The following is a 21,865-nucleotide window of genomic DNA, read 5'->3' as shown; positions in this document are numbered from 1 at the left end:
TAGGTATGCTTTAAAATTTGATTTACCTGAACTCTACAAAATCATACAGATGAAAAATACTTTGCGCATAGCAGTACAGAAAAGTGGCAGATTAAGCGATGATTCCCTCGCATTAATTAAAGAATGTGGTATTAAAGTAAATAACGGCATGGGTAAGCTTAAGGCCGAAGCTTCAAATTTTCCTATGGAGTTTCTCTTTTTAAGGGATGACGATATTCCGGGTTACGTTCAAGATGGAATTGCAGATATTGGAATTGTAGGCGCCAATGAAGCTGAAGAAAAGGATAAACAAGTGGATTGGGTGAAGAAGCTCGGCTTTTCAAAATGCCGCCTTTCTTTGGCTATAGATAAAGCAGAAACTTACAATGGAATTCAAGATTTTGAAGGCAAGAGCTTGGCCACTTCGTACCCGAAAATTTTAGGCGATTACCTCAAAGCGAATAACATCAATGCCGACATTCACGAAATTAGTGGTTCTGTAGAAATTGCCCCGAGCATTGGTTTGGCCTATGGAATTTGTGACATCGTTAGTTCTGGCTCTACCTTAATGAGCAATGGCCTTAAGGAGGTAGAAGTAATTTTTAAGTCGGAAGCAGTAATGCTGGCCAACAAGAATCTTTCAGCGGAGAAAAAGGAAATCCTCGATCGACTTATTTTTAGAATTGATTCAGTTCAGACGGCAAAAAACAATAAGTACATATTGTTAAATGCGCCTAATAATTCTTTGGAGAGCATTATCAATATTCTTCCTGGAATGAAAAGCCCAACTGTTTTGCCTTTGGCGACTGAGGGTTGGAGTTCTGTTCACTCTGTAATACAGGAGGATGATTTTTGGGAGATTATTGAGGAACTCCGTAATGCAGGAGCGCAAGGGATTTTAGTGGTGCCAATTGAAAAAATGATTCTATGATTCTTTCTATTAACCCCAAAAGAGAAGAGTGGGAAGCTTTATTAAAGCGGCCTACTATGGAATTGGAAACCATTGAGGCCATAGTAAAGCCTGTAATGGAAACCGTGAAAACAGAAGGAGATCAGGCTTTGATCGACTTTACCAAGAAGTTTGATGGAGTGGAAATTACCAATTTCGAGGTGTCTTCGGCTGAACTAGATGCCGCCATAGGTTTGGTGCCAGAAGAATTGAAAGCTGCTATTCGCATGGCAAAACAGAACATTGAGACTTTTCACGCTGCCCAAAAAGGGGAAGTATTGAAGGTTGAAACCATGCCCGGTGTGAATTGCTATCGCAAATCGGTAGCCATTGAAAAGGTTGGTTTGTACATCCCTGGAGGTACTGCGCCACTATTTTCTACCGTTTTGATGTTGGCCGTTCCGGCTAAAATTGCAGGCTGTAAAGAAATTGTGTTATGTACGCCTCCAGATAAAAGCGGAAATGTAAACCCAGCAATTTTGTTTACGGCACAACTGGTGGGCGTCACTAAGGTTTACAAAGTAGGCGGAGCCCAAGCCATTGCAGCTTTAACATTTGGAACCGCCACTATTCCGAAAGTGAATAAAATTTTTGGGCCAGGAAACCAGTATGTAACTGCTGCCAAACAGCTTTCCACCAAATATGGATTGGCTATTGATATGCCTGCTGGCCCATCGGAAGTTGCAGTGTATGCAGATGAAACAGCCATTCCAGCTTTCGTAGCTGCGGATTTGCTCTCGCAAGCAGAACACGGTGCCGACTCTCAAGTGGTGTTGGTGGCTTCTTCTGACGAAATTGTTAATGCGGTTCAACAAGAAGTGCAAACGCAATTATTAGCTTTACCACGCGCAGAATTAGCTTCCAAGGCCTTGAAAAACAGTGTGTCAATTGTGTTAGAGAATAGAGATCAGGCCATTGATTTATTAAACGAATACGGAGCGGAGCACTTGATTCTATGTGTTGAGAAACCATGGGAAGTAGCGGATCAAATTATTAATGCAGGTTCTGTATTTATTGGGAATTATACGCCAGAATCGGCAGGTGATTATGCTTCGGGTACAAATCATACTTTGCCTACCAATGGCTATGCAAAAATGTACAGCGGTGTTTCTTTAGATAGTTATGTGAAGAAAATTACCTATCAGGAAATTACTGAAGAAGGACTTAAGAATTTAGGGCCTGTGGTAGAAATTATGGCCGAAGCTGAATTGCTTGAAGCACATAAGAATGCGGTTACTTTGAGACTTAAATCATTGAACAATGTTTGATCCGAACGCACTTTTAAGAACGCACTTGCAGAAGTTGGTGCCTTATTCGTCTGCCAGAGATGATTATAAAGGCAATGAAGGCGTCTTTTTGGATGCCAACGAAAACCCACTGGGTTCAATTACGGAAGAGGATTGGAATCGCTATCCTGATCCATACCAAAAGGAGTTGAAAACTAGAATTGCTCAAATCAAAGGGGTGAGGTCAGAAAACATCTTTTTAGGAAACGGTAGCGATGAACCTATAGATTTATTATTCCGAGCTTTCTGCGAGCCGGGAAAGGATAATGTGATCATCAATCCGCCTACTTACGGTATGTATAAGGTAAGTGCCGACATCAATAATGTAGAAGCACGCGAAGTACTGCTAACAGCCGATTATGATTTGGATGTGGAGGCAATTAAATCGGCCGTTGACGAAAACACGAAAATCATCTTTATCTGTTCGCCCAATAACCCAACAGGCAATGATGTTTCCTTGGATAAGATCGAAGAAGTATTGCGGTTTTTCAAAGGTATTGTTTTGGTAGACGAGGCTTATGTAGATTTTACAAGTAGACAGAGTTTTGCGCTGAGGCTTGAAGAATTCCCCAACTTGTTGGTGCTTCAAACTTTCAGTAAAGCTTGGGGTTTAGCGGCCCTAAGGCTAGGAATGGCTTTAGCTTCGGAAGAAATACTGGCCATTTTGAACAAAATTAAAGCACCTTATAACCTAAGTGGCTTAGTTCAAAAAACTGTTTTAAAAGCATTAGAAAACCTTATGAAGAAGGATAGGATGGTTGATCAAATTTTGAAAAACCGAGAATCTTTAGGAGAAGCTTTAAAGCAAATCCCTATGATTAAAACGATTTTCCCTACGGATTCAAACTTCTTTTTAGTGAAATTAGAGAATGTTTCAGAAGTATATAAAAAGCTAATCGAACAGAAAATCATTCTGCGCGACCGTTCTAAAGTAGCGCTTTGCGAAGGCGGAATTAGAATTACTGTGGGCACTGAAAAAGAAAATGAATTGCTAATTGAAGCGCTCAAAAACTTAAATTAAACCCGTCATTGCGAGAAACGAACCATGCGAAAGCAATGGCTCGTGACGAAGCAATCTCACTGTACCTTATAAAGAGATTGCTTCGTCACCTTTCTTTGCTATCGCAAGAAAGCCTCCTCGCAATGACGAACAACCTATTTAACCAAATGATGAAAAAAATACTCTTTATAGATCGTGACGGTACGATCATCGTTGAACCCAAAACCGACTTTCAAGTAGACTCTTTAGAAAAACTTGAGTTTTTGCCTGGGGCCATTTCTAACCTAAGGAAAATTGCCGAGCAGCTAGACTATCTACTTGTGATGGTGACCAATCAAGATGGATTAGGGACGGATTCTTTCCCAGAAGAAACTTTTTGGCCAGCGCAGAATAAAATGCTCAAAACTCTTGAGGGTGAAGGGGTTGTTTTTGATGAAATTATCATCGACCGTACTTTTGCCCACGAGAACGCACCAACGCGTAAACCTGGAACGGCTTTGCTTACTCAATTCACTAGTGGTGATTATGATTTGGCAAATTCTTTTGTTTTGGGCGATAGGGAAACCGACATTCAATTGGCAGAAAACCTAGGGGCAAAGGCGATTTTTATTACTGAAGAACAAAACCCTAAAGCAGCATTAAGTACGAATAGTTGGGATGAGATTTTCAGGTTCTTGCAAATGCCTCAGAGAAAAGCAGAAGTACATCGTGTAACCAAAGAGACGGATATTCTCATTCAGTTAAATTTAGACGGAACAGGCCAATGCAATAATGAAACTGGTTTGGGCTTTTTCGATCACATGCTCGATCAATTGGGGAAACACTCTGGAGCAGACTTAACCGTAAAGGTGAAAGGTGATTTACATATTGATGAACACCACACGATTGAAGATACCGCTTTAGCTTTGGGCGAAGCTTATGCATTGGCTATAGGGGATAAAAAGGGTTTGAACCGCTATGGTTTTCTACTTCCCATGGACGAAGCTTTGGCTCAAGTGGCCATCGACTTTAGTGGAAGGCCTTGGTTGGTTTGGGAAGCTGAATTCAAGCGTGAAATGGTGGGCGATATGCCAACAGAAATGTTTATGCATTTCTTTAAATCCTTTTCCGATGCCGCCAAATGCAACCTAAATATTAAGGTAGAAGGCGATAATGAGCATCACAAAATCGAGTCTATTTTTAAAGCTTTTGCTAAGGCCATTAAAATGGCGGTAAAACGAAATGCAGATGAAATGGACATTCTGCCGAGTACCAAAGGTGTGCTTTAGATTTGCGACAATTAATTACAACAGCTGAGAATTCTCGGTTGTTGTATGTTGATAAATACGCCTAATTGATCTCACATGAAATAAATGATTTCCTGGATTAGTAGAAAATTTTGTTATTTCGAACGATGAAATTTCTAACGACTTTTTTTGCCTTGATATTGATGGGGCAAGTTCAAGCTCAAGATATGGATTGGTGGGATCGACTACATAATTATCCTAATGCCGCAGGCCCAGACCGACTCGATTATATTTCTATTTCGCCCGGTTATATGGGGCCCAATGCCCTCCGAATGCCTGTTTTGGGAAACGTGATTATTGACAATTATATTTCATTTGATATTCGCTACGAACACCATGTAGGGAATGGAGACATTACCGATAACGCCTTTTTGCAGTTCAATTTCCCCATTAAAAAAGATCGAGCCTTATTCTATGTAAATAGTATTCCAATCGAAAACTGGAATGTAGAAGCCTCAACACGAGATGAGCGCAGAATGACTGGTATTTCAGGAAAAGGAAAAACTACGGGAGATATTGCCTTTGGAATTATTTACAAAATATTTGATGAAGACAAACTGGGGCCATTTAATTTTGCTATGCGTGCCCATTCAAAAACTACCACAGGCGGAAACTTGGCCAATGCCCGATATACCGATGCTGGAATGTTTTATTGGGAAGGCACATTCAGCAAGTCATTTTTCAGAAATGATGAATCTCGCTTTTTAGGTAAAATGATGTTGGGCTTTTATACTTTTCAAACCAATGTTAACCGTTTAATCAATGGTTCTACTGAAAGACAAAATGACGCTCCTTTATATGGCTTGGGTTTAGAGTATCATCATTCAAAGTGGCAAATAGATACAGATTGGTCAAACTATCAAGGTTACCAAAAGCACCGCGATAACCCTTCTTTTCTTCGCTTTAATTTGACTAGGCAACTGAATGGCGGAGCCATAAGTTTAGGCTATCATCACGGTTTGAGGCAGTGGGATTGGGATACTTTTTCAATCAATTACAGAATTCATGTAAGCGAAATATTAGACTAGTTTCTTGCGCAATTTAAGTCAGTAACCTTAACTGATATAAGTCATCTTTTTATCTAAGCGTCATCAGTCCTGATGCATTGTATTGCCTTTACCTTTGGTTTAAGAAAAAGGAAATATGATGGAATATACCACAGCCGAAAAGGCAGTTGAATTGATAAAATCAGGTGATAGGGTGTTTATTCACACCGCAGCAGCTACACCTCAAGCTTTGGTTCTAGCCATGACCAAGCGTTCGCATGAATTGCGCAATGTCGAAATATTTCATTTACATACAGAGGGCGAAGCTCCGTATGCTAAAAAGGAGTTTGCTGGTAGTTTTCATACCAACTCATTATTTGTTGCAGGAAATTGCAGAAATGCCATACATGAAGGGGATGCTGACTTTATTCCCTGCTTTTTAAGCGAAGTACCCATTATGTTCAGAAGAGGTGTGCTTCCTATTGATGTGGCCTTAATTCAAGTTTCACCACCCGATGCCCACGGTTTTACTTCTATGGGAGTTTCCGTAGACGCAAGTTTGGCTGCAGCTGAAAGTGCTAAAACGATAATCGCTCAAGTGAATCCTAATATGCCTCGAACCCATGGTGATGGGATGGTTCATATCAGAAACTTTGATGCGATGGTTTGGAGTGAAGAACCAATTTATGAAGCTAAAAAACACCAATTAACAGATGCTGAGGTGAAAATTGGTGGTTATATCGCAGAAATGATTGAGGACGGTTCTACATTACAAATGGGAATAGGGTCAATACCCGATGCTGTTTTGGCTTCGCTAGGAAACCATAAAGATTTGGGAGTGCATACCGAAATGTTTTCCGATGGGGTTGTTCCTTTAATGGAGAGTGGCGTAATCAATAATAAGTACAAGAAGAAACATCCTTATGCATTGGTTTCTGGTTTTATGGTGGGTTCTAAAAAACTATATGATTTCGTAGACGATAACCCTTCCATCAGAATGCTAGATATTGAATACGTAAACGACACCCGTGTAATCAGGCAAAACCCCAAAGTAATTAGTATCAATAGTGCAATAGAAGTGGACCTCACGGGGCAGGTTTGTGCCGATAGTATTGGTACTAAAATTTATTCTGGTGTAGGTGGGCAAATGGATTTTATTCGTGGAGCCTCGCTTTCAGAGGGAGGAAAGCCAATTATCGCATTATCGTCTGTAACCAATAAAGGAGAAAGTAAAATTGCTTCTTTTCTAAAACCAGGAGCGGGTGTGGTTACTACAAGAGCCCACGTACATTATATTGTTACCGAATATGGTGTGGCTAACCTATATGGTAAATCATTAAGACAAAGGGCCAAGGCACTAATTGATATCGCGCACCCAGATCATAGAGAACGTTTGGAGCGTGAAGCTTTTACCCGATTTGTACATTTTTAGATACGTGCACAATGTAGAGTAAGGGTAATTTTTTTTCTAAGTGTTATTTGAACAAGACATTTTGAGGAGAAAATAGCTTCACATTAACTACCTTGAATTCCAGCTAAACACTGGAATTCCTTTTTTTATGGTCATTCCGATTATGAACAAATCGTACTTAACACTCTTATTCTTTTTTATTTCTACTTCCGTTTTTAGCCAAAAAACCTTGAACGAATATTTTCAAGAAGGCCGTGCCGCCTATGAGGCCAAAGATTACAAACTGTATTTAGAGGCCATGGAAACGATTGATGAAATTAGACCTAACAACCCAATGGTGGTTTATAATCTGGCGGGTGCTTATGCTTTGAATGGAAGGAAAATCAGAAGTATTCAAAAGCTCAATCAATTGCTATTGATGGACGCTACTTATGATTTTCAACAAAATGAAGATTTTGACAACATAAGAAGAAATAAAGGCTATGAAGAATTAATTGCCCTTCAAGCAAAATTGAATAGAGTAGAGGAGCATGATGAGGTTTTTAGAATTATAGATGCTGGTGAAATTCATCCTGAAAGCTTTGTAGTTATGGATAATGGCGATATTCTATTAGGAAGTATTCGCGAAAAGAAAATCATTCGGGTGGATCCCGATGGTAATAAAATTGATTTAGTGAAAACGGAATATGCCGTGTTGGGAATGCACATTGATTCGGCTAATGGATTGCTTTGGGCAGCCACCGCAGCCTTACCCGAAATGCTCGATTACAACCCAGCCGATAAAGGTAAAAGTTTGATTATGCAAATAGATCCAACTTCGGGCGAGGTAATTCAAGGTTTAGAATATGATGAAGGCACAATCATCGGTGATTTGGCAATTGACAAAGAATCCAGAATTTGGCTTTCTAATTCACTAGAACCTACTTTAGGCAGAGACAATACAGATACAACCGATTTTACTGGTGCTTTTATTAGAAAGCAATTCGACTTATCGAATGGCTTTTTCAACCTACAAGGTTTGGTTTTAAATGAAGACGAAAAGTATCTCTATTTGGCAGATTATATTACAGGAATTCATCGCATTGATACCGAAACGGATGATGTAGTAAAAGTCTTCGCTCCAGAAGAAATTTTGTTGAAAGGAATTGACGGATTGTATTACTATGAGAACAGTTTAATCGCCATCCACAATGGGGTGAAACCATATAGGGTAATGCAATATTTTTTAGATGAAACTGGCCAGTACATTTTGTTCGGAAGAGTGATTAATCAAGGAGGACCCTCATTAGGCGAACCCACTTTGGGACAAGTAAAAGATGGTTATTTCTATTATTTAGCCAACAGTCCATGGATTGCTTACAATGAAGACAGGGAACTTGATTTAAGCAAAGTAAAGCCCATTGAAATTAGAAGGATTAAGTTGAATTGATACGAAAATCTATGCGTACAATAATTCTACTTTTCCTTTTAGTCGTTTTTCAATCTAAATGGTTACTCGGGCAATCACTTACCGTAGAGTATCTTAATCAGTATATTAAGATGAGTCAGCCAGGGATGAAGTTTGGAGAGAAGGAAAAACTATATGTTGTTGATGGTGTTCTTTATGATTGTATTGGAATCGAATCTAAACTCATTAAATACAATCGTTACGATAGATTTCTCTCCATAGAGTATCTCTTTTCTGATTCAATTTCAATAACTGTTTTTAGACCCAATTTATTGATTGTCTTGATTCATAAAGCTTCACCCTTAAAGTTGAAGGACAAGAAAAAGGAATTGCGGAAGGTTATAGAAATGCTTTCCAATACCTTTGAACCTCCTGCTTTTATGGTAAATGACAAACAATTGAGTATTAAAGAGGCAAAACAATCAATTTCTGTTTTGAAGCCTAGAAACATCGATCATATTAGTATTGACAAACATGCTCCACTCTCTATTTATGGGGCTGATGCTAAATATGGATTAATAAGAATTTGGACAAAAAACTGATTGTGTACGCATAAAAAAGCCCTGTTTTCTTACGAATACAGGGCTTTTTAGTGAGATTAAACCTCGGTTTATCTATTCTCTGGACCAGAAGTTTTGTTAATCAAAACAGGTTGGCCAAAGCCTAATTGCTCCATTTTTTTCAACTGGGTTTTAGCATCGCCTACTACTAACCAAATCATTTTTTCTGGATCGAGGTATTCTTTAGCCAAACGCTGAATTTCCTCTACGGTCATATCTTTTACAATTTGTTGTCTCTCTTTTACATAGTCAGCACTCCAGCCGTACTCACTCATGTTTTCGAGCATATTTAGTTTAGCACCCGCAGTTTCAAAAGCCCTTGCTCCACTTTTAATCATAAAGCTTTTGGTAGTTTCAAGGTCTTTTTCCGTGTAAGTCTTCCCGTAGTTGGTCAGTATGTCTTTCACTAATTGAGATGATTCATAACTTACATTGGTTCTTACTCCACTAGAGATGGTGAAAGCGCCTCGGGTTTTACTGCCTGAAAAACCAGATCGAATGCCATAAGTATAGCCTTTGTCTTCTCTTAACTCTTGGGTTAACCTAGAGGCAAAACCGCCACCACCAAGAATATAATTCATTACCGTAGCAGGGTAGTAATCTTCGTCTGTAACGGCTAAAGCTGGGTAACCAAAGTTTAATACAGACTGTTTTGCGTCTGGAATATCAAAGAAGTAAACAGTGGCTTCAGTGGGTCTTGCCGGTGGATCGTAAGTTGGAATTTGCACCGCTTTAGCTTCCCACTTAGAATTCAAGTCACGTAAAGAAGTCATTACACCAACTGTATTAATATCGCCTACAACATGCAATTTGGCCACGGAAGGAGAGATGTAACTATCGTAGTATTTCTTCAAATCTTCCATAGTGATTTCATTCACCGACTCTACAGTACCCAAAATATTCTGAGCTCTGATGTTCCCTTCGCCATAAATCAAGCGATTATAAGCGTTTTGGGCTACAGAATTTGGGCTGGCTTCTTGTTGTCTGATTCTGGAAATAACGGCTTGTTTGGCTAATTCAAATTCGCTGGCGTCCCATCTTGGTTCCAACAAAATCTCTTCCATCAAGTCAATTACCGCGTTGTAGTTACGTTTTAAAGTATTTACCGAGATATTGATGCTCTCTGTTGATGCCGATACTCTGATGGAAGCACCAAGTTGCTCGATGGCTTCTTCTAGCTGGCCTGTTGTTTTAGATGCAGTGCCTTTAGTCATCATTTGTGCGGTAAGGTTAGCTACTCCGCCTTTGTTCGGGTCGTCCAATAATTGGCCACCATCAATCACCAAATTGAGTTGAACTAGCGGAACTTCCTTACTTTCAATTCCATACACCTTAAGTCCGTTTTCAAGTGATTCTTGCCATACTTCAGGAGTTTTTACTTCTGGAGCATTACCACTTGGAGGCTCTTTAGAACGATCAAATGTAGAAGGCGTTTTTTCGTAGGTAGCTGCAATTTTAGGGTTGAAATCATCTTCGGCACCTTCAACGATTTTTTCTTCTACCACTTCGGCCATTTCAGAATTTTCTAGAGCTAAATCTTTTTGCCCTTTTGGTACAAAACTGGTCGCGATATAATTTTTGCCTTTGATGTATTTATTGTAGGCATTCATTACATCTTCAGTAGTTACAGCAAGAATATTCTCAATGTCTTTGCTAATAAAGCCCGGGTCGTTGGCGAAAATGTTGTATTGTGCCAATTGGAATCCCTTGCCTAAAACACTAGAAAGGCTGTTATAAAAGCCTGTTTCCTGTCCTGCTTTAATTCTTTCTAAATCCTTTTGTGGAATGCCCTCTTTTTCAAACTTGGCGAATCCTTCTTCAATCGCTGTTAACACTTCGTCCAAATCCGTATCGGCAAAAGCCCTTACAGAAAGTTGTAACTGACCCGCTAATTCAGAGGCTTGGTTATACATGCCTACACCAGAAGTTAGTTTCTTGTTTTCCACCAAAACTTGGTTTAACGGAGCTGATTTACCATTAGAAAGATAATTGCTTAATACATCCAGTGCGTAGGCATCAGCACTGTATTGCTCTACGGTAGGCCAGGTTAAAGTAAGTGCAGGCACACGGGCAAAATTATCTTCGTGATATAGCCTTTTGGTTACCGCTACTTTTCCCGGACGAGGAGAGAGCGGTTTAACTGGTTCACCCGTAGGGATTTCATCAAAATACTTTTTCACCCAAGCTTTGGCTTGTTCAGGGTCAAAATCACCTGCAATGGTGAGCGTTACATTATTTGGTACGTACCAACGGTTGAAAAAATCTTTTACATCTTGAAGCGTAGCATTTTGTAAATCTTCTAACGAACCGATAACCTGCCAGTTATAAGGATGGTCTTCTGGGTAAAGGTTTTTATCGATTACGTATGAAGTATGACCATAAGGCTGATTGTCAACTCCTTGTCGTTTTTCGTTTTTAACTACTTCTTTTTCTTTGGCCAATACGGGTTCGGTTACGGTGTTAATAAACCAACCGAGTTTATCAGCCTCAGCCCAAATCATTTTTTCAAGCGCATCGTTGGGTACGGTTTGATAATAATTAGTACGGTCTCGACTGGTAGAACCGTTTGCGCCTGAGCCCCCAATTCGTGCACTCATTTTATCAAGTCCACCTTTACCTAGGTTTTCAGACTCTAAGAATAATAAGTGTTCGAAAAGGTGGGCAAATCCAGTTCTTCCTTCCACTTCTCTTGCAGAACCCACATGGGCAGTAAGGGCCACCGCTACAACAGGGTCGGATTTATCTACATGAAGAATGACCTGAAGGCCATTGTTGAGGGTGAATTTTTCATAATCGACTTTAAAATCGACTTTCGGAACTTCGCTTTTTTGGGTACAAGCAAAGGCTGATAAGAGTAATACAGCTACTAGGGTTATTTTTTTCAACATAGTTGTTAAATTATTTAGTACCGATAGTTAACTAAATAATCTGCTCAAAGCAATTTTGTGCACTATGTATGGTGTAAAATATACCTAATTAAATTTCGGTTGAAATTGTCTTGGACGCCTTTCAGTATAGCCCTTCTTTAATTGAAAATAAAGAATTGAACCCATCACTGGGGAGAAAAGAATAATCAAAAGCCATATTAAATTGGCTCTGCCCGACTTAAACCTTGATTTAGACAAGTCCAACAAGGCCCAAGCCCATAATACTATAGCAAGCAAAATTACTGCGGGAATTAATATGTCAGAGATTTCCATAAAAACAATTTAACTATTTATGATTGAATAGCAAGTGTGTTTAGGAGAATTGCCTAAATATTTATTTTCCGAATACCTCTTTTGAGGTACATCGCAAGGTTTGTTATGTACTATATTTGGAAACATGAAATGGCTAGTTATTGAACTATTGTATTGATTGAATTAATTCATCATTTATAAAAGCTTTGACGACTGACTTGTTTCTATTTTTAGAATTTTTTATCAACTCAACCAAATTACTATGAAACGATTTACCCTTGGTAGCGCAATGCTTATTGTGTTGACTACCTGCTTTTTATCTTGTAAACCTACAAAGGAAGAGGCTACTGTTCTAATTCCTGAGTACGTTGTAAATGTTACACAAGTAACACAACAAAATGCCCCAGCATTGCAATCTTATGCACATGGTGTAAATGGAGCTGATTGGTTACTTTTTGCAGGTAGAACTAATCGAATTAATGACGATGGTGGACTACATGACTTGAATGCCAATTACACAAATACTTCTTTTTTACCGCTTTCGTATAATGACGACATCTTCGTTTATAATGTAGAAAAGGATGAAGTTTCAGCCTTATCATTTAATGAAATGGTGAGTGAAATCAGCAGTTTTACACCTGCCAGTGGTTCAACCGATGCCGCTGCAATTACCGCGTTGATCCCTCAAATTGCTTCAGCTTTAAAAGCTAATGGAACAGTATTTAGAGCTACTAATCCATTGGTAATGCAAGAGGGAAATTATATGTATGTAGTAGGTGGTTATGGTACTCCTTTGGATCAGACAGACAGTGGGAATGCCTACATTACCTTTGACCAGGTGGCTAAAATTAATGTGCCGTCTATGATTAATGTGATCAAGGGAGATTTGAATGCATTGACTTTGGCTGATTGGCAAAGTTTAGTCGCCTTTGGTAGAAGCGGAACGATAGACCCCATTGTCATTAATGGTAAAACAAAACAGGTGGTCACAGATGGGAAATTGGTGAGCACTGGAGGTGAGTTGTTTAAAATAGGATCTACTTTCTATTTGGCTGGGGGGCATAACTTTACGGCCAACAGTCAGCAATATGTAGATGCTGTTTATCCTTTTACAATGTCTGTATCAGCAAGCAACCCTTTGGCCTTAGATATTACTGTTAGTGCACCAATTACAGATGTGCCAACTACAATTGGAACGCCAGCTGCAGATGCTACTTCTAAATTTAGAAGAAGAGATGGGCCAATTGTTTCGGCCTTGTACATGGACTCTAATAAAAACCTGACCGAAGGCTTAGCCTTTTATGGAGGCGTTTTTCAGCCTGACAGCGTGGTGATTGTAAATAAGGATACTACAAGCTATTTGCGTGCATGGAACACCGCTATTTACGTAACGCCCAGTTTGTCAGCTAAATACACGATTGATTCAGACTACAATCAGAAGAACTTTAACGTGTACGCTTGTGCAGATTTCGAACTTTATGATGCTGTGTCAGGTACTGTGAGTACTTTTTTAATGGGCGGAATTGGTGATGGTACCTACCAAGGTCCACAGACACTTTCTCCTTTTACCAATAGCCTTACTCAGGTGCGTTATGATTTGAGCACTGGTAAGAGCACTCCAAAAGTAATTGATCAGAATATTTTTGGAGGTAGTTCATTTTATGGTGCCGAAACGGAATTCATTTTTAACAGCAGTCAGCCTATTTCATTTATGACGGTGAATGGTGACGCGACTGAAGTGATTGACGCAGATAAGACTTTCCAAGAAGGACAAGGCTTCGATTTGGGCTTTATTTACGGAGGTATTGAGGCTTTTGAGAATACTCCAGGTACTTTTGGGAGAGGGAAATCCGCTGCTTCTAGTAAAATCTGGAAGGTAACGGTGACTAAGAACACTGTAAACAATTAGAATATTCATCTTAGTTTAGAACCTTCCAAAAGTTAAGAATACAACCTCTGTTTGTGCACTTTTATCAGATAAAAAATGGGTAATAACTTTCGGAGGGTTGACTAAGGTTGTTTAATTCTGACAGTATATAACAGAGATTTTTCTGCCATATTGAAGAGCCTTTGAGAGTAATCTCAGGGGCTTTTTTTATACACCTTGCTGAATAAGGGAAATTATGGCTTTGGCCTTTACCATACATTCTTCATACTCTTTTTCGGGTATGGAATCGTAGGTAATGGCACTTCCTGCTTGAAAGGAATAGGTCTTTGATGCACTGTTTATAAATAGACTGCGGATCAACACATTAAAATCGAAATTTCCGTTGGGGCTAATATAACCAGCGGCTCCAGAGAAAGCACCACGCTTAGTACTTTCGTATTGTTCAATCAACTCCATTACTTTTACCTTTGGAGCACCCGTCATACTGCCCATAGGAAAAGCATTTTTAATGACTTCAAAAGCACTCACATCTTCTCGCTTTTCTGAAACAATGGTGGAAATCATTTGATGCACCTGCTGAAACGAATAAATACCGAAAATCTCTTCTACTTTAACGCTTCCTATTTTAGACGAACGTGCCAAATCATTTCGGACTAAGTCTACAATCATCATGTTTTCCGCCAATTCCTTTTCGTCTGATCGAAGCTCTTTTTTTAATGCCTCATCTTCAGTTGTAGATTTTCCTCTAGGGCGTGTGCCTTTAATGGGTTGTGAAATGATTTTATCGTCTTCCTTTTTTATAAACCTTTCTGGCGAAGCCGATAGAATATAGTGCTCATCATGTTTTTGAAAGCATGAAAAAGGGCTAGGAGAGAGCTGATTCAGGGCTAAGTAAAGTTGGACAGGATTTATGTTTTCAATTTCACCATGAAACTCCTGACAGAAATTGATTTCGTAACAATCGCCTTCTTCAATATGTTGGCGCAGCTTTTCAATAATATCCAAATAAGCTGCTTTCGTAATGCTGGCCTGTGGTGCATTTAGTTTGCTTTGTGGTAGATTGACTTCCGTTTTTTCAATTTGCCCTAAAACATCTTCTTCCGACCAAATCTCAATTTCTTTTCCTTTAAAGAACAAAAGGTGTTGAGGTTCGAAAAATGAGATTTCGGGGAATTGAACATGATCGGCATTCTTGCTCGATAAATCTTCAGTATCGTTTTTTAGGTCGTAGCCTAAATAGCCAAACAGCCATTTGTTTTGGTGGAATGCGGAAAGCGCCTCAAAACGATCTTTTTCATTCGGTACAAAGATACGCTTAACACCAACAGCCAATATTTCACTAAAACCTTGATAAGGGTAAGAAATTCCGTTGGATTGAAAATAAGCACAATGCGAAAAGCCACTTGCCCAGTGCAGGGCCTTTTCTAAGAATTGCGGTTTGTTATTAATGGAGGTTGTTTTCAATGCGTTTTACTAAAGCGATGCAAAGTTAGTAAAGCAATGTGCATAAAAAAGGGAGCCAAAAGCTCCCTCATTATTCTGTTTCAATTTTTATTAAAGTGAAGCCTTTGTTCCTGCTTCAAGCTCAAAACCTACATTTACAGTATTGTAAAGAAATTTGTCTTTTGCTTTATCTACAGCAGAAGCTTCATCGCCATAAGTTAAATTCCACTCAGTTCTGTCAATGTTAAAATTAGCGATAGCCTTTACCACGCCATTGTTAATGCTAACAGAAGCAGGGAAAGTGATGTTTTTTGTAGTTCCTCTCATGGTTAAGTTACCAGAAATAAAGTGAGTAGGATTTTCTACCATTACTTCGCTTAAAGTAGCCGGAGTAAATTCTGTTTCAAATTCTTCTTTGTCAGCCTCTAAATTTTCGGCCATATAAGGTGTAACACCAGTTAACTCAAAAGTAGCTTCAGGGTAAGTAGCTTCATCAAAGAATTCAGAACTCATTAAGTGTGTTTCCAAATCTGTTGCTCCTTTAGAACCGGCCATATCCAAATTCTTCAAAGAACTGATGTCGATAGTGAAATTACCGCTTACGATTTCATTGTTGCTTAATCCAATTTGGCCTTCTGTTAACTTAATTGTGCCATTGTGTTTTCCCGCAGGCTTACTTCCAATCCAAGTAATCACACTGTTTTCAGTATTGATGGCCAATGTAGTTGCGTTTTCGGCAGAAGCTACAGCTTTTGCATCAGATGTTTCAACTGTTTTTTCCTTCGGTCCACAAGCTGCTACAAGTAGAACAGCGGCTAGAATTGACAAAGTCGATTTCAAAGTTTTCATTTAGTTTAATTAATTATTGTTAATTGCTTTTCAAGATGTAACAGGTAATCGATTTACTACCCATTTTGTTTATCGAATGCAAAACTACATCAGGAAGCTATAAGTTCAATGTATGTACATATAATTTTATTCAATGGCAGTAATTAAGGCAGTAAAGGGCGTAAAGCCTGTTTTTGGTGAGAAATGTTTTTTGGCAGACAATGCTACGGTAGTGGGGGATGTGCACATGGGCAATAATTGCAGTGTGTGGTTCAATGCGGTAGTGAGAGGAGATGTTTGTCATATTGAAATCGGAGATAATTGCAATATTCAAGATGGAGCGGTGATTCATGGTACTTTAAATATGTCGAAAACCGTGTTGGGCAAAAATGTGAGTATTGGCCATAATGCCATTGTGCATGGTTGTATTGTGGAAGACAATGTGCTAATAGGAATGGGCGCTATCGTAATGGACAATGCTGTAATTGGCACAGGTTCTATGATTGCGGCCGGGGCGGTAGTGTTGGCCAATACCGTTATTGAACCTAATTCACTTTATGCAGGAACACCCGCTAAAAAAATCAAAGAAATAGATGAACGACTAAGAATGGTAATCGATAAAACGCCTGAAAACTACATTATGTACAGTGGTTGGATCGAAGATCTTCCAAACCCATGATCATTCATTTATTCTTGTGCCTTTTTCAAAAAATAAATTACCTTGAAGTATGATTTCTCTACCTTCAAAGGGCGAATACGACCCTTTTTATCAGACCTACATTAGCCAACTAGAAGGCCAAAATGTTTTAGATCGCATTAGCGCACAGAAAAGCGAAGTAACCGAATTATTTAACTCCATTTCTGAAGAGAAATCGAATACGGCTTATGCTGAAGGAAAATGGACAATTAAAGAGGTTTTGAATCATATCAATGATGTAGAGCGTATTTTCACGTACCGTGCTTTGGCCATTGCCAGAGGCGACAAACAAGCACTTCCGGGCATGGATCAGGATTCATATCAGGAAGCAGCCACCAACCCTTCTCGTCCACTAGCCAGCTATTTGGCCGAATTTGAGGCCATTCGGGCGGCTTCCATTTTGTTATTTGAAAACCTTAGGGAAGAGGAAACTATGGCGGAAGGAATTGCCAGTGGTAATAAGGTAACAGTTAGGGCGCTTGCCGCCATGACAGTAGGACATGTAGCTCATCATATTCAAATCATCAAAGAAAGGTATTTATAATGTTTATCATCGATCCCAACTTCAATTACCCTAAAGAGACAGAATCTAGAGTATTGATCCGTTTTCAGGATTGCGACCCGCTTCGTCATCTGAATAACGCCAAATATTTCGATTATTTTTTCAATGCCAGAGAAGATCAAGTTCCGAAAATTTATGGGGTTGAAATGCGGGAAATCATCAAATCATTCGATGCCGTTTGGGTAGTGTATAATCATCATATTGCCTACCTAAAACCAGCAAATATGGCCGAATGGGTTAGAATAGTGAGCAGGGTGATTTGGTATAACAAAAACACTTTGGTTGTGGAATACTGTATGTACGATGACTCCAAAAGTTATTTGAAAACCTTGATGTGGACTACCTTTAAGTACGTAGGAATGAACACCAGTAGAACGGTAGAACATTCAGAAGAAGTAGAAGCTTATTTAAAGGCGATATTATATCCTGATGTAGATTATCATTCTGGCAAATTTGACGAACGCGTTTATCAAGTTAAGAATGAGACTCGCTCAATTTTTTGATTTCTCAAAATAGAAGATTATCTTATTAAAGATTCGGACTGGCTATTATCTTGCCACCTCAAAATAGAACTGTTAATTTATTAGTACCGTAGCCATGGAAAATCAAGGGTTTGATCCAAAGGAAATCGAAAAGTTTAAGGCCAAAATTAAGGCCACAGGAAATTCATATGTTGTAATCGATTCGGAAGATAATTCGGACGATTATATGAACTTCAATTTTGTAGGATCCTATGATGGTAGAGAAGTAGTGTTTGATGTAGCACTTTATACCTTGAAGATTCAGCATGCCAGTGAAATTTATGAGTTGGCTGAACATGAAGCGGCAAAGAAATTCCCTGAGTACAAAGCCATTGCTTACGAAGAAGACGAAAATGGTGATATAGCTCCGTTGGGTGATTTGGAAGAAGAAATAGGGCTATATATGGCCGAGGTAATGGAAGAACTTGAGGAAGAAGATGCTGTCAAAGTTCAAGAACATGTAGATATTGATGAAAATATCGACTTTGGTGTAGGTTTAGATGTAGGCTTGAATGTAGACAAAATCACGCATGAAGTGATTGAGAAATTCATTAAAGACTTTACTAACGATACCCTGGAACTTGACCCAACTTACTTCTCTTTCCAAATGGATAATGAGGACGATGAAGATGACGAAGAATAAGAATTGATTCTTAATCATAGAAAATCCCTAACAGTCGCTCGGTCGACTTTTAGGGATTTTCCTTTTTATCAGCTTTGCAACAAACAATTTAGTTCGGTTTTTACTTTTTGCAGTATGTTAAAAATAGCCTGGAAAGATATTTACGCGCACGTTTTACCAGCAAATCATCGCTTTCCGATGGAAAAGTATACCCTGCTACCCGAACAGCTTTTATATGAAGGCACCATTTCTGAAAGCAATTTATTCACTCCAGAACTACTGAGCGAAACGTCTATTATTCGTACTCATAATACCGACTATTGGAATAAGTTGAAGACACTCTCCTTATCTAGAAAAGAAGAACGGAAAACGGGATTTCCACTTTCGGCAGCTTTGGTGGAAAGGGAGCGTGTAATTATGCATGGTTCGGTAATGGCCGCACGCTATGCCATTGAAAATGGAGTTGCTATGAATTTAGCAGGTGGTACGCACCATTCGTTTACCGACAGGGGAGAAGGCTTTTGTTTACTGAATGATATTGCCATTGCTGCCCATGATTTGCTAGATAATGGATTAGCTAAGCAGATTTTAGTAGTGGATTTGGATGTGCATCAGGGTAATGGAACCGCCCAGATATTTGAGAACGAACCAAGGGTTTTTACTTTTAGTATGCATGGGGCTGCCAATTATCCATTGCACAAAGAAAAATCCGATTTGGATGTTGGGCTGAAAGATGGAACGGATGATAATACTTATTTGAGCTTATTAGATGCCAACCTGAAAGCCTTAATGGATACTGTTCAGCCTGATTTCGTTTTCTTTCAGAGCGGAGTAGATGTTTTGGCGACCGACAAACTAGGGCGTTTGGGAATGACCCTTCAAGGTTGCAAGCAGCGCGATAGGATTGTGCTAGAAACTTGCAAACAAAACGATATTCCGATTATGGCTTGTATGGGTGGTGGCTATTCCGAAAAAGTAGCCCATATTGTTGAAGCCCACGCCAATACCTTTCGCTTGGCTCAAGAGATTTTTTTCTAGGTGAAAGGACAGTAACCTTGATTGATAAGTGCCCAGGTTCTGCCTAATCAAAGAGCTTGCGACAGGGGCTTATTTTTAGCATAACGCTCATTTTTTTTGTCATTGCGAGAAGCAGGCTTCGCGTTAGCGAAAGGCTGTGACGCGGCAATCTGTCTGGTGTTCATTACGACCATTAGAATGTAAATAAGTTAATTATTGGACCCCGTTATTGAAGAATATTAGCAAGGAACTTGGAACGAACGGATTGCCGCGTCATGAAACCTTGTTAACACAGGTTCCATTTCTCGCAATGACGCTCCGAATGAGCAACAGCCTAGACCTTGATTAGCTAGCAAATCAACCCGTATTCACTTACTTCTTTTTGGTATTTCGGTAGAAATAATTAATGCCGTCAGAATTGCTTTCACACCTAACTAATCAAGTGCGCACCTATACCAGTGTGTTATAAGTGCAAATAGAAGCAGATAAGCTCACTTCTGACCTATAAGTAACAAAACTAAAGCTTATTCACTTTAACAACTTTATACACTTTTTCGCTTTCTGAATTTGCTTCTTTTAGTGAAAAATGGATGCCTTCTTCGGTTACAAAAGCATTGTTTAAAGCCACTTGATTTATTAATTCTTCAGGTAGCTTAATGACTCCTGATTTTTTGGTTTTGGTATCAAAAACTATCAATGAAGCCCCAAATACTTTTGGTGCTTCTTTATTGGTTTCTGGGTTAATTCTAGGTTTGGTGCCATGTACCAATACCCTGTAAATCATCTGTTTGTCTGGACTAGTATACAGATTTCCTACAAAATGAGGCGGCTGAGTAGGATTGGGACCAATAGAAACACTATTTTCGGTTCTGGTAACAATAGATAACATAAAAAAGCCATCTAAGTCGGTGGATTTAATCTCTGGATCTCCGGCAAAGTAGGCTTCTTTAAACTCGCTATTTTCGAAATAATAAAGGCTGTCGCTTATTTGTGAAGTTCCGTATAGGTTTTGATCGTTTCCGGCAAAAAAGAAGGCTAGCGAGGTAATGCCTCCTGTTTTCGCCATTTCTCTAGTTCTCTCGGCTTTTTCTTCAAAGTCAGGTAGAATGGTTCTTTCATCTAAATAATACTTTTCTACTTCTCCTTTCTCAAAATCAAAATTGGCCCTTAACCAGCTAGTATCTCCTTCAGCAGTTACAAACGAGGTGTTCGATGTGTAGAGCTTTCCATCTTTAAAAGTAGTGCTAGCGTCCAAAGAAAGTCTGGAGTCACTAAATGAGAAATTCTCATGAGATTTGACTCTTTTGAGCACTTCGCCTTCTTTGTTGATTTTATAATAGAACTGCATTGTGTTGACGAAAATATTGTCAAAATCATGTACCCAATATTCAAAGAAGCCATAAGGATAGATGATTTCGTTGGGGCCATCTGCTGCAAGTTTAATTTTGTGGGCGATTTCACCTGTTTTATAATTGTAAAAATAGAGGTGTCGATTAGGTCGATTGAAGAAGCTATAATAGCCCACGCCATCTACAACAACATATTTGGCATAAATTCCATCAACAGAAGTTTCGTCATCCAGCATAAAGACTTTATCTTCTAGCTGGGTCAGTTCGTAACTTACATTTCCTGCCTCTGATTCTTTATTTGAAGAAGTGCCACAAGCGGATAAGATGAATAATAATACAATTAAGAGTGTGTTGACCGAGTTTTTCATAAGTAAATTTTAACCTTCAGTTAATTCGTTTTCTTCTTTTTCGTCTGGTGAAAAGCGAGCGATTAACATTGGGCTTAAAATACAGGCAATTCCAATCACAGTCAAAAAAGTATTTTTTTCAATGAAATTCATAACTATTAAGTATATACCACAGGCTATAAATATGCCTTTCAGCCATTTGTTTGTCCATGCTAATCCAGCAATAAAATAGCCGAGACCTAGTAAGCAGAACATGCTGGTATTGAGAATTTGATTGACCTGATCACTGAAATTGAGAAACCAATTCAACACTTTCCCAATCAATACCGAGAACAGCGCTAGTTTAAAAATGATAAAGGCTAAATTTTTCACACTTTAAAATAGTTTATTCATGTTTGAACTGCTACACATTATGAGATTAATTTGTTGCTAGTGGTAGGAGGGTAGTCAGTGTTGAGTATCGGTTAAAAGCCAATTTGTTGTTCATCCTCGATGCAATGGAGGTTAT

At 39.0% G+C, this 21,865-nt stretch carries 20 protein-coding genes; 14 read left to right on the top strand and 6 right to left on the bottom strand.

From position 1 onward, the window contains the following. Nucleotides 1-49: 49 nt before the first annotated feature. The 8 genes from hisG (at nt 50) to AWW67_RS14705 (ending at nt 8,886) form a co-directional block, all read left to right on the top strand. Nucleotides 50-910, top strand: coding sequence for an ATP phosphoribosyltransferase (gene hisG / locus AWW67_RS14740; RefSeq protein ID WP_053224278.1), 861 nt, complete (start codon nt 50-52; stop codon nt 908-910). Then, on the top strand, nt 907-2,196 hold the full coding sequence (gene hisD, locus AWW67_RS14735; protein ID WP_062302678.1) for a histidinol dehydrogenase: 1,290 nt from the start codon (nt 907-909) through the stop codon (nt 2,194-2,196). The genes hisG and hisD overlap by 4 nt, the downstream gene beginning before the upstream one ends. Continuing rightward, nucleotides 2,189-3,235 (top strand): histidinol-phosphate transaminase, encoded by a 1,047-nt coding sequence (gene hisC, locus AWW67_RS14730; protein ID WP_062302677.1) that lies wholly within the window; start codon nt 2,189-2,191, stop codon nt 3,233-3,235. The genes hisD and hisC overlap by 8 nt, the downstream gene beginning before the upstream one ends. 149 nt (nt 3,236-3,384) lie before the next feature. After that, a complete protein-coding gene (gene hisB / locus AWW67_RS14725; RefSeq protein WP_062303157.1) occupies nt 3,385-4,482 on the top strand; it encodes a bifunctional histidinol-phosphatase/imidazoleglycerol-phosphate dehydratase HisB in 1,098 nt (365 codons plus the stop codon). A 125-nt stretch (nt 4,483-4,607) separates the two neighbouring features. Continuing rightward, the gene (locus AWW67_RS14720) at nt 4,608-5,528 is read left to right on the top strand and encodes a hypothetical protein (protein WP_141655469.1); all 921 of its coding nucleotides are present in this window, start codon (nt 4,608-4,610) and stop codon (nt 5,526-5,528) included. A gap of 115 nt (nt 5,529-5,643) precedes the next feature. Then, nucleotides 5,644-6,918, top strand: coding sequence for an acetyl-CoA hydrolase/transferase family protein (locus AWW67_RS14715; RefSeq protein WP_221405273.1), 1,275 nt, complete (start codon nt 5,644-5,646; stop codon nt 6,916-6,918). Between the two features lie 142 nt (nt 6,919-7,060). Beyond that, a complete protein-coding gene (locus AWW67_RS14710) occupies nt 7,061-8,326 on the top strand; it encodes an SMP-30/gluconolactonase/LRE family protein (RefSeq protein ID WP_062302674.1) in 1,266 nt (421 codons plus the stop codon). 11 nt (nt 8,327-8,337) lie between these two features. Next, nucleotides 8,338-8,886: a hypothetical protein gene (locus AWW67_RS14705; RefSeq protein WP_062302673.1), complete on the top strand. Its 549-nt coding sequence runs from the start codon at nt 8,338-8,340 to the stop codon at nt 8,884-8,886. 68 nt (nt 8,887-8,954) lie between these two features. On the opposite strand, the gene AWW67_RS14700 is transcribed toward AWW67_RS14705, so the two are convergent. Both AWW67_RS14700 and AWW67_RS19280 read right to left on the bottom strand, forming a co-directional pair. Continuing rightward, a complete protein-coding gene (locus tag AWW67_RS14700; RefSeq protein ID WP_089082049.1) occupies nt 8,955-11,792 on the bottom strand; it encodes a M16 family metallopeptidase in 2,838 nt (945 codons plus the stop codon). Between the two features lie 84 nt (nt 11,793-11,876). Next, nucleotides 11,877-12,104: a PLDc N-terminal domain-containing protein gene (locus AWW67_RS19280; protein WP_062302671.1), complete on the bottom strand. Its 228-nt coding sequence runs from the start codon at nt 12,102-12,104 to the stop codon at nt 11,877-11,879. 241 nt (nt 12,105-12,345) lie between these two features. Here AWW67_RS19280 and AWW67_RS14690 point away from each other — a divergent pair, with 241 nt between their 5' ends. Then, a complete protein-coding gene (locus AWW67_RS14690) occupies nt 12,346-13,992 on the top strand; it encodes a hypothetical protein (RefSeq protein WP_062302670.1) in 1,647 nt (548 codons plus the stop codon). A 186-nt stretch (nt 13,993-14,178) separates the two neighbouring features. On the opposite strand, the gene AWW67_RS14685 is transcribed toward AWW67_RS14690, so the two are convergent. Together AWW67_RS14685 and AWW67_RS14680 are read right to left on the bottom strand one after the other, a co-directional pair. Next, nucleotides 14,179-15,435, bottom strand: coding sequence for an anthranilate synthase component I family protein (locus AWW67_RS14685; protein WP_062302668.1), 1,257 nt, complete (start codon nt 15,433-15,435; stop codon nt 14,179-14,181). A gap of 90 nt (nt 15,436-15,525) precedes the next feature. Continuing rightward, nucleotides 15,526-16,263 (bottom strand): YceI family protein, encoded by a 738-nt coding sequence (locus AWW67_RS14680; protein ID WP_062302667.1) that lies wholly within the window; start codon nt 16,261-16,263, stop codon nt 15,526-15,528. Nucleotides 16,264-16,396: 133 nt separating this feature from the next. Between AWW67_RS14680 and AWW67_RS14675 the strand changes: the two genes are divergently transcribed. The 5 genes from AWW67_RS14675 to AWW67_RS14655 all read left to right on the top strand — a co-directional run bounded on the left by AWW67_RS14675 (nt 16,397) and on the right by AWW67_RS14655 (nt 19,682). Then, on the top strand, nt 16,397-16,921 hold the full coding sequence (locus AWW67_RS14675; protein WP_062302665.1) for a gamma carbonic anhydrase family protein: 525 nt from the start codon (nt 16,397-16,399) through the stop codon (nt 16,919-16,921). 49 nt (nt 16,922-16,970) lie between these two features. Next, nucleotides 16,971-17,483 (top strand): DinB family protein, encoded by a 513-nt coding sequence (locus AWW67_RS14670; RefSeq protein ID WP_053224559.1) that lies wholly within the window; start codon nt 16,971-16,973, stop codon nt 17,481-17,483. Next, nucleotides 17,483-18,004: an acyl-CoA thioesterase gene (locus tag AWW67_RS14665; protein ID WP_062302664.1), complete on the top strand. Its 522-nt coding sequence runs from the start codon at nt 17,483-17,485 to the stop codon at nt 18,002-18,004. Before AWW67_RS14670 ends, AWW67_RS14665 begins: the two co-directional genes overlap by 1 nt. A gap of 94 nt (nt 18,005-18,098) precedes the next feature. Next, nucleotides 18,099-18,665: a hypothetical protein gene (locus AWW67_RS14660; protein ID WP_053224557.1), complete on the top strand. Its 567-nt coding sequence runs from the start codon at nt 18,099-18,101 to the stop codon at nt 18,663-18,665. A gap of 114 nt (nt 18,666-18,779) precedes the next feature. Beyond that, nucleotides 18,780-19,682, top strand: a complete 903-nt coding sequence (locus AWW67_RS14655; protein WP_062302662.1) for a histone deacetylase family protein — start codon at nt 18,780-18,782, stop codon at nt 19,680-19,682. Between the two features lie 496 nt (nt 19,683-20,178). Here the strand turns inward: AWW67_RS14655 and AWW67_RS14650 are convergent, their stop codons facing one another. After that, entirely contained in the window at nt 20,179-21,378 is a 1,200-nt protein-coding gene (locus AWW67_RS14650) for a DUF4221 family protein (RefSeq protein WP_062302661.1), read from the bottom strand. Nucleotides 21,379-21,387: 9 nt separating this feature from the next. Then, complete coding sequence (locus AWW67_RS14645) at nt 21,388-21,729, bottom strand: hypothetical protein (protein WP_062302660.1); 342 nt, start codon at nt 21,727-21,729, stop codon at nt 21,388-21,390. Nucleotides 21,730-21,865 lie beyond the last annotated feature (136 nt).

The sequence above is a fragment of the Roseivirga seohaensis genome (assembly GCF_001592945.1).
GTDB classification, from domain to species: Bacteria; Bacteroidota; Bacteroidia; order Cytophagales; family Cyclobacteriaceae; genus Roseivirga; species Roseivirga seohaensis.
This window is presented reverse-complemented; position numbering and strand designations above follow the sequence as displayed.

Excerpts from the sequence above, each read along its gene's own strand:
- AWW67_RS14680 (WP_062302667.1), bottom strand. The coding sequence starts at position 16,263 with ATGAAAACTTTGAAATCGACTTTGTCAATTCTAGCCGCTGTTCTACTT.
- AWW67_RS14690 (WP_062302670.1), top strand. The coding sequence starts at position 12,346 with ATGAAACGATTTACCCTTGGTAGCGCAATGCTTATTGTGTTGACTACC.
- AWW67_RS14655 (WP_062302662.1), top strand. The coding sequence starts at position 18,780 with ATGTTAAAAATAGCCTGGAAAGATATTTACGCGCACGTTTTACCAGCA.
- hisG (WP_053224278.1), top strand. The coding sequence starts at position 50 with ATGAAAAATACTTTGCGCATAGCAGTACAGAAAAGTGGCAGATTAAGC.
- AWW67_RS14670 (WP_053224559.1), top strand. The coding sequence starts at position 16,971 with ATGATTTCTCTACCTTCAAAGGGCGAATACGACCCTTTTTATCAGACC.
- AWW67_RS14715 (WP_221405273.1), top strand. The coding sequence starts at position 5,644 with ATGATGGAATATACCACAGCCGAAAAGGCAGTTGAATTGATAAAATCA.
- AWW67_RS14710 (WP_062302674.1), top strand. The coding sequence starts at position 7,061 with ATGAACAAATCGTACTTAACACTCTTATTCTTTTTTATTTCTACTTCC.
- AWW67_RS14705 (WP_062302673.1), top strand. The coding sequence starts at position 8,338 with ATGCGTACAATAATTCTACTTTTCCTTTTAGTCGTTTTTCAATCTAAA.
- AWW67_RS14700 (WP_089082049.1), bottom strand. The coding sequence starts at position 11,792 with ATGTTGAAAAAAATAACCCTAGTAGCTGTATTACTCTTATCAGCCTTT.
- AWW67_RS14665 (WP_062302664.1), top strand. The coding sequence starts at position 17,483 with ATGTTTATCATCGATCCCAACTTCAATTACCCTAAAGAGACAGAATCT.
- AWW67_RS14720 (WP_141655469.1), top strand. The coding sequence starts at position 4,608 with ATGAAATTTCTAACGACTTTTTTTGCCTTGATATTGATGGGGCAAGTT.
- hisC (WP_062302677.1), top strand. The coding sequence starts at position 2,189 with ATGTTTGATCCGAACGCACTTTTAAGAACGCACTTGCAGAAGTTGGTG.
- AWW67_RS14675 (WP_062302665.1), top strand. The coding sequence starts at position 16,397 with ATGGCAGTAATTAAGGCAGTAAAGGGCGTAAAGCCTGTTTTTGGTGAG.
- hisD (WP_062302678.1), top strand. The coding sequence starts at position 907 with ATGATTCTTTCTATTAACCCCAAAAGAGAAGAGTGGGAAGCTTTATTA.
- AWW67_RS14650 (WP_062302661.1), bottom strand. The coding sequence starts at position 21,378 with ATGAAAAACTCGGTCAACACACTCTTAATTGTATTATTATTCATCTTA.
- hisB (WP_062303157.1), top strand. The coding sequence starts at position 3,385 with ATGAAAAAAATACTCTTTATAGATCGTGACGGTACGATCATCGTTGAA.
- AWW67_RS19280 (WP_062302671.1), bottom strand. The coding sequence starts at position 12,104 with ATGGAAATCTCTGACATATTAATTCCCGCAGTAATTTTGCTTGCTATA.
- AWW67_RS14660 (WP_053224557.1), top strand. The coding sequence starts at position 18,099 with ATGGAAAATCAAGGGTTTGATCCAAAGGAAATCGAAAAGTTTAAGGCC.